This is a genomic window from Porphyromonas sp. CAG:1061 (genome assembly GCF_000435035.1).
In the GTDB taxonomy this organism is placed as follows: domain Bacteria; phylum Bacteroidota; class Bacteroidia; order Bacteroidales; family Porphyromonadaceae; genus Porphyromonas_A; species Porphyromonas_A somerae.
Genome location: NZ_HF988847.1, coordinates 1 through 6,995, shown reverse-complemented (window position 1 = coordinate 6,995; position 6,995 = coordinate 1). Strand labels below are relative to the sequence as shown.

The 6,995-nt window shown below is 49.7% G+C and carries 5 protein-coding genes and 1 tRNA gene; all 6 read right to left on the bottom strand.

Features of this window, described 5'->3' with window-relative positions; translation table 11 throughout:
• Positions 1-4: 4 nt before the first annotated feature.
• Positions 5-89, bottom strand: a tRNA-Ser gene (locus QVO39_RS00975).
• 115 nt (positions 90-204) lie between these two features.
• Complete coding sequence (locus QVO39_RS00970; RefSeq protein ID WP_021902631.1) at positions 205-1,296, bottom strand: mannose-1-phosphate guanylyltransferase; 1,092 nt, start codon at positions 1,294-1,296, stop codon at positions 205-207.
• A 4-nt stretch (positions 1,297-1,300) separates the two neighbouring features.
• Positions 1,301-3,046: a bifunctional metallophosphatase/5'-nucleotidase gene (locus QVO39_RS00965; protein ID WP_021902630.1), complete on the bottom strand. Its 1,746-nt coding sequence runs from the start codon at positions 3,044-3,046 to the stop codon at positions 1,301-1,303.
• An 11-nt stretch (positions 3,047-3,057) separates the two neighbouring features.
• A complete protein-coding gene (locus QVO39_RS00960; protein WP_021902629.1) occupies positions 3,058-5,226 on the bottom strand; it encodes a S46 family peptidase in 2,169 nt (722 codons plus the stop codon).
• Positions 5,227-5,248: 22 nt separating this feature from the next.
• Positions 5,249-5,737 carry a CYTH domain-containing protein gene (locus QVO39_RS00955; protein WP_018027956.1) on the bottom strand — a complete coding sequence of 163 codons (489 nt, stop codon included), beginning with the start codon at positions 5,735-5,737 and terminating at the stop codon, positions 5,249-5,251.
• Positions 5,738-5,758: 21 nt separating this feature from the next.
• Positions 5,759-6,838, bottom strand: a complete 1,080-nt coding sequence (locus QVO39_RS00950) for a DUF2027 domain-containing protein (RefSeq protein ID WP_021902628.1) — start codon at positions 6,836-6,838, stop codon at positions 5,759-5,761.
• Positions 6,839-6,995 lie beyond the last annotated feature (157 nt).

Below are 6,995 nucleotides of genomic sequence, written 5' to 3'. Positions count from 1 at the left end.
AAAGCGGAGAGGGAGGGATTCGAACCCCCGGAGGCTCGCACCTCAACGGTTTTCAAGACCGCCGCAATCGACCACTCTGCCACCTCTCCTTACCCTTAAAGCTTTTTTTTGTGCCTCAAAAGTGTTGCAAAGATACTAAAATATTTGATATCACCAACCTTCCGGCCAATTCTTTTTTGATTTCGAGCCGAAAAAAGGTGAAAACTACTTCTTCAGCTGCTTCGCGTAGGTATCCATCCAAGCGTGGAGCTTCTTCTCATCACTCTTGGGGGCTATGAGGAGCGTATCCTCCAAGTCCACTACTAAGTAGTCCTCCAGCCCTATCACCACCACATCCTTTCCTGACACCCCTTGATGCACCATGGTATGTGGACTATTATCGAGTATCAATCGGCCCTTTGCAGGTGCCTTATCACTGACCTGAGAAGGGTTTTGGGTTTGGTATCGGTAAAGGCTCTGCCACGTACCGAGGTCATCCCAATCGAACGCCCCATGAATGGTAGCAACCCCTTCGGCCTTTTCCATCACCCCATAATCAATAGAGATAGATGGGCAAGCCAAAAAGGCTCTTGCTACCGCCTCCGTCTCATTGGCACTTCCATAAGCATCAATCTCGGCAAAAAGGACCGCCACCTCGGGAAGATACCGCTCCAGTGCCTCAATAATATCCCTCACTCGCCAGATGAATATCCCTGAATTCCAAAGATAGTTACCCGTTGCCAAAAGCTTGATTGCCTCCTCTTCAGAGGGCTTTTCCTGAAAACGGATAATCGGACCGATGCCATCAGCTTTGGCTTGCTCCGTCATCTCAATATACCCATACCCTGTAGCTGGATAGGTCGGCTCAATCCCAATCGTCATCAGGCAGTGGTGCTCTCTAGCATAGTCGGCTGCCTTGAGCACCGTCTCCTTAAATAGACCCACATTTTGGATATGCTGGTCGGCAGGAGAGGCAATCATCACCGCATCGGGATTAATGCTAGCGATCTTGTAAGCAGCATAGGCAATGGCAGGAGCGGTATTTCGTCGCTCAGGCTCAGTAAGGATCTGACTAGGGTGCAGTGCGGGTAGCTCCCTTAGCATCTGAGCTTCAAACTGCTTCCCCGTCATCACATAGATATTCTCCTCCGGGATAAAGGGGTCAAAGCGGTCAAAAGTCTCCTGTATCATCGTCCGCCCAGATTCAATAATATCTAGGAATTGCTTCGGTCGGTCGTTTCTACTCCAAGGCCAAAAGCGGGACCCCACTCCGCCAGCCATGATCACACAATAATTATCCTTTGATAAGCTATTCATAGTATCACTGCTTTAGATGACTAAATAGAGTGGTGCTATCTCGCTGTATAGCAGGCTCCGTCCACTCTCTTGGTTCGAACGACCACTTTGCCTTAATGGTAGGCGTATAGGGGTCGTATTTCTGCAGAAAGAGCATAAAGTAATGCCTTAAGTCTCGCTCCGTTGTCTCCACAATTCTATCCTGCAGCTCCTGAACTGGAATGCCAGCACCTTTGGTAAGCAAGCCACCTCCGCCCGAACCACGATACGAATTGACCGCCACTAAATAGGTGCGTTGAGGGTCAAATGGAGCCACCCCTACAGAGGTAATTTTTACCCGCTCTCCACGAGGTCTCCGCACGTCCACCGTATAAGTGATGCCTGAAGCGGTATCAAAGTTGTATGTGGGATGAGCTGTAGCCAAATACTGCCCACCAAAGTACTCCTCATTGATCTGAATTAGGCCATCTGCAGGGCCCGACATGGTTTGTATCCAGCGGTCGTAGCTCTCCTCTAGAGCTCCACGCACCTCCTCTCCCGACAGCCGCATCAGGTAGAGGCTATTTTCGTAGCGATAGAGCTTAAATAGGTCACGAATAGAGATGGTTCCTTTCTTCAATAAGACATTGAAGTCCAATGGTGCCGTCAGCGTTATCTCAGCTTGCGGAAAAGCAAATTGCTCCACCTGATGGATCAGGTCGGTAAAGGTTGCAGGGCGGAAGAATGAGCTCCTCGCATCGATATTCTCCGTCAGGTGCCCCACTGGTGACGAAATAAATGCATCAACCGCCTCACGCTCTTTTGCGAAGCTCGCCATAAAGGAAGGGTCGGGCTCTACCTCCTTAAGAGAGACAATCTTAGGTGTGATCTTAATAGAACTAGCGCCATTAGATTGCTTACAGAAGAATACCTCAGTATCACTTACACTCATGGCATCACTACCAGGATTAAGGAGGTAAGTTACCTTTCCATTCTGATGTACTACTGAGTCTAGCAACTCTTTATGATCATGCCCCAAAAGGATCAAGTCTAGCTCTGGCACCTCACGTGCCATCTGATAGCCCACATGCTCTGCTTTGGGGTAGTAAGCACCGTCTCTATTTCCACTACCACTGTGGATCAAAGCCACAATCATATCGGGCTTCGAGGCCTTTATCTCGTCTACATACTTACGAACCGTCTCCACCTGATCGGTCAGCTTCATACCGCTCCAAAGGTGAGCCGGCAGGTTGTCAGTAAGACTAGGTGTAGTGGTTCCGATCACCGCAATCCTTCGTCCACCCTTATTGACGATCACAAAAGGCTGGAAGTAGGGCTCTCCACTCTCTTCCCTCAGCACATTGGCACCAAGTGCAGGGATATTAAGCTGAGTCACAAACTTATCGTAAACGCTATGCCCCGTCTCTATGTCGTGGTTACCCATCGTAATGGCATCATACCCATACTGATTGAAAAAGGTAGCCAACGGATGCACTCCCACCGTATCAATATAATTATAGTAGTAGGCTGTAGGCTGGCCCTGTAGGATATCTCCTGCATCGAGGAGCAACACTTCCTGATTGCTCTCCTTTAGTTCCTGCACATAGGCAGCAACCCGTGCATAACTTCCTTCGCTAGGCTGGTCATTGACCAAGTCATAGGGAAATAGGCGACCATGCACATCAGTGGTATGTACGATGCGAATAGATTGGCACTGCTCCTCCTTGCGACACCCCGACAAAGTCAGGATGCAGCAAAAGAGCAGCAGTGCTTTTAGTAGACTTCTATTCATAAATCCACTTTTTACTCAACGATATCCAACTCATTCATCAGTCTATCAGCCCCTAGATATTTATCCAATATCATCAGTAGATATCTCACATCTAGGATAATACTCCGCTGATAATCGGGCAGATACTCGATATCACCACCAACGCCCTCCCAGTTGCGGTCGAAGTTGATGCCCACAAGCTCACCCTTACCATTCACCAAAGGCGAACCCGAGTTTCCACCGGTAGTATGAGTAGTTGCCACAATATTCACAGGCATCTTACCATTTGGCAGAGCCCAGCGCCCGAAGTCCTTATTACGGTAGATATCCACCACCTTAGGGAGGAGATAAAATTCAGGGCTTTCGTCATCCCACTTCTCCATAATTCCATCCATAGTGGTCTGAGCGCCATAATAGACATTGTCCCTAGGCACATAACCCTTGATCTGACCAAAGGTGTAGCGAAGTGTAAGATTGGCATCAGGCCAAAGGTTCATCTCCCCATCCATCTCCAGCATTCCCTGTAGCAATGTACGGCGAGCTAGAGCAAAGTCACGGTCATACTCCGAGAGTGCTTTGGAGATAGTCTTCATATCCTCACGCACTGAGAAAGCGAGTAAAGTGACAGGATCTAACGCATATGCCACCTCACCCCCTTCAGAGCTCAGTACCTCCACCATCTTCGCCTTATCAAAATAGATCGATTCATCAAAGATAGCACCCAAGTCCTTACTTTCCATCAAGCTTCGGATAGTAAAAGGGGTTTGCAATTGAATCGATAGCTCCTGCCCCTCCGTCACACGGTCAATGTACTTCAGCACCGCCTCAAACATCGCAGCGGTCACCTTGCGATCTACCTCCTTATTGTAGTCCTTATCAAAGTAACCTAGTACCACATCATCGTACCATTTAGTGGCCGCCTGTGGGTCACGAAGTTGCCTCAACTCCTCATCACTTTTGATCAGCGGAGCCTTAGCCGTCTCCACCGCTCTCCAGAGCCCCTCCTCATAGATCTTGGCGAGTGCCCGTAGCGTAGCCCGCTCCTTCACCATCGCCTCTATCTTAGCAACCGCCTCGGCATACTCAGGCTTATTCTGCTGCTTACTGTAGGCAAGGAGGCGATCCACCATCTCCTGCTTCACCGCCTCGAAGTTCTTCTTACGTGCTGCCCAACTGGTGCCAATCGCATTCTTATAAGCGTTGGTCGAACCTTGATACTTTGCAGCATATTGGATATTGACCGCCTCATCCTTCATCATCTCCTCCCACATTGCCTCTTGGCGCACCTTACGAAGGTCAATTCGGATCTGGTTATCCACCTCCAGACGCTCCCGCACCTCGCTAGGCGTGTAGAAGTGATTGGTAGTGCCTGGGAAGCCCATCATCATCACGAAGTCTCCCTCCTCTACCCCCTTGCCACTCACCTTGAGGTAATACTTAGGCTTTAGAGGTACATTATCTGCAGAATACTCTGCTGGCGAACCATCGGGTGCCGTGTAGATTCGGAAGACCGAAAAGTCACCCGAGTGCCTAGGCCACTCCCAGTTGTCTGTATCGGCACCAAACTTACCGATACAGCTAGGTGGTGCTGCCACTAAGCGGATATCCGAGTACTGCTTCTTCACAAAGAGATAATACCTATTGCCCTCATAAAAAGGAGCCATATCCAAGGTCACTCCTGCTGTGAGTGCTCCTCTATTCTCCACATACCACTGCTCGGCCACCTTACGCAGATAGCCACGACGCATATACACGAGAGGGTCCTGCTCCCCTACCTTCTCCAAGTACTGACTGAGATAGTCCGTAGCATCAACAATCTCCTCCACAATCGTCACATTCAGCCCCGGATTGGGGAGCTCATCCTGAAGGGTAGGCGCATAAAAGCCATCGCGGAGATAGTTGGCCTCTACCGAACTATGGCTCTGAATCTCACCATAACCACAGTGATGGTTGGTAAAGACCAGACCTTGGCTCGAGACAATCTCCCCCGTACAGCCACCGCCAAATTGCACCACGGCATCGCCCAAAGCCCCCCGACCAGGATTATAGATCTCCTCAGCCGATAGCTTCAAGCCCATCTCCTGCATCCGCTTTAGGTTTTGCTGCTTCAAAAATTGCAGCATCCACATTCCTCCATCTGCCACTGCCCATGGTGCCACCAGCACCATAGCGAGCAAAGCAAGTAAGTATCTTCTCTTCATAATAGTCACTTTATATTTTAGATTAGTTATTCCATGTACTATAGGGGTGTACTGCTAGGTAGTTATTGAGGTATCTCTTGTCGTTCGTCACTTCTTCACCGACCCACTCCGGCAGCTCTACCTCGGTATCCACCGATGGGAGCTCCAACTCCGCTACGATCAAGCCTTCATTTTCCTCGAGGAAAAAGTCCACCTCCCACTTGTTTTCACCGATCACGATGATATGACGTTGCTTCACCACCTTTGTAAAAGGGCTCAGCTCCATAATCTCCAGAGCATCCTCCACAGGGATAGGGTACTCAAATTCACTCCGCACCGCTAGGTTTTCCCTAGAAGCTTGCTTGATGGTTAGAAAAGCCTCCTCCATATTGACCAAACGGACCCGCACCGAGGCGCCTTCTCCACCCTCCCCTTTTGCCACATAAGACTGCTGAATATTTAGCACCTCGTCACTCTCCGGAAGTGACGCTCCCGTCTTGAGTAAAAACTTACGCTCTATCTCTACACCCATAATATATATTGAATCAATTTCTTATCTAATAGTTACCTGAGTGGCACCAAAGACATACTCTTGAAACGATGCATCCTGCAAGTCGTGGCGAGGAAACTTCCGATGGATTAAGTCCCATACCGCCTTCCGGAGCACCCCCTCGCCCTTACCGTGGATAAAGATTACCTTCTCCCCCACGTGATTAGGCTTGCGTCGGCTACGGAGTATCTCCTCCACCTTCTCAAGCTGTATCTCAAGCATATCCTTAGGCTCCATGCCAAGGGTACTATCCACCAATTCATTAATATGGAGGTCTACCACTAGTGGCTCCCCCTTGTGCTTAGAAACGCCTTTTCTAGCCCTTCTCTTAGGACTATCCAATTGCACTTTAGCCCGCATCATCTCGCTAGCCAATTGCTCCGCCTCCACCTTTTTAGTCACCAGTGGTTGATCCTCCTTTACTAGCTCAAAGGTGATCGCCCCATCATCAAAGTAAGGGCTCTCCACAAAGGCTCCCTCCTTCATAAAACGAGCACCATCTATCTTCAGCTCAAAGCTCATCGCCTGCTTAGGTCGGTAGGCGATACCGCCCTCCTTAAAGGCAAGTAGCTGTACCGTTGTCCGACTACGCTCTGGTAGCTCCAAAGGGTCGAAGCTCTCCAGCTCCTCACTGCTATCAAAGGGTACCACCCCGCTATACCTCAGCTCCTGCTCTGCTCCGCGACCCGAGCTATAGGCTACAAAGAGGTCGTAGTTGGAGTCATTCACCAGGTAAACCTCATAGCGACACCGCCCTATCTGGCCTCCCTCCTCAGGAAGGTAGCAGAGCGATACATTCAGTCGCTCCCCCTCTGAGTCACTACTGCGTTTCACTGTAGAGCGAATCTCTGGCTGTGAGGTCACTTTATTAGGCGAAGGAAGTGGACTCTCTTTCGACGACAAACCAGTCTCTGGTCCCTCCACCTTCAGCACTTCAGACTGAAGCACCGGCACCTCAAAGCCACTCTCATCCTCTACATAGACTACCCCACTACTGCGGAGTACTCTACGCACCACACCACCACCAGTGGCATCCATAAATCGGACCCTATCCCCCACCTTAAGTGCTTTATCTATTCCCATAATGATACTTTTAGAATACAAATATAACCAAAATTAAGGAGAAAGAACCCATGCACCCCTCATTCGCAGGGTTACGCATTAGAAAAGCCTAGCCGTAGGGCATTCATAGGTACGTCTATTAGGGGAGGACCCCGGCTGAGGGGTCCGTATTAAATAG

Coding starts and splice junctions, on each gene's coding strand:
- QVO39_RS00970 (WP_021902631.1), bottom strand. CDS start 1,296: ATGAATAGCTTATCAAAGGATAATTATTGTGTGATCATGGCTGGCGGA.
- QVO39_RS00965 (WP_021902630.1), bottom strand. CDS start 3,046: ATGAATAGAAGTCTACTAAAAGCACTGCTGCTCTTTTGCTGCATCCTG.
- QVO39_RS00960 (WP_021902629.1), bottom strand. CDS start 5,226: ATGAAGAGAAGATACTTACTTGCTTTGCTCGCTATGGTGCTGGTGGCA.
- QVO39_RS00950 (WP_021902628.1), bottom strand. CDS start 6,838: ATGGGAATAGATAAAGCACTTAAGGTGGGGGATAGGGTCCGATTTATG.
- QVO39_RS00955 (WP_018027956.1), bottom strand. CDS start 5,737: ATGGGTGTAGAGATAGAGCGTAAGTTTTTACTCAAGACGGGAGCGTCA.